This window comes from uncultured Dokdonia sp. (genome assembly GCF_947492535.1).
Classification (GTDB): domain Bacteria; phylum Bacteroidota; class Bacteroidia; order Flavobacteriales; family Flavobacteriaceae; genus Dokdonia.
In genome coordinates, this window is the sequence record NZ_CANLNH010000047.1 from 1 (window position 1) to 459 (window position 459).

The 459-nt window shown below is 29.0% G+C and carries 1 protein-coding gene; it reads right to left on the reverse strand.

Translation table 11 applies throughout. The annotated features are described in order from the left end of the window. Positions 1–51: 51 nt before the first annotated feature. Positions 52–459 (reverse strand): integrase core domain-containing protein (locus tag Q1A60_RS21485; RefSeq protein ID WP_299770657.1); only part of this gene is annotated, 408 nt, incomplete at its 5' end.

The following is a 459-nucleotide window of genomic DNA, read 5'->3' on the forward strand; positions in this document are numbered from 1 at the left end:
TGTCTAGTCCTAACTAATCGATACAGATTATTAACGGATTAAATTTATTAATTAAAGCTGAACAATGATATCATTGTTCAGCTTTTTTGATTTATACTGTTTCCTTTTTAGGATTTGTTGTTTGTGCATTTGTATTGGAGTTAGCATATAATTAGATAAATGTGGTCTTCTATTGTTGTAAATAGTTATTGCATTTTTAATGAGTTCTTTCTTTAAATCTAGATTCTTTATATTTTTTGCTATATCGAACTCTTGCTTTAATATTCCATTTATTCTCTCAGCAATTGCATTTTCATACGGATCGTACTTTTCTGTCATGCTAGATTGTACACCATTATCTTTGAGGAGTTTTTGATATTCATTAGCGCAATATTGTAAGCCTCTGTCTGAATGATGTATTAATGGTCTTTCCTTATACACTCTATTTTTTATAGCCATATTTAAGGCTCTTAAAGCACC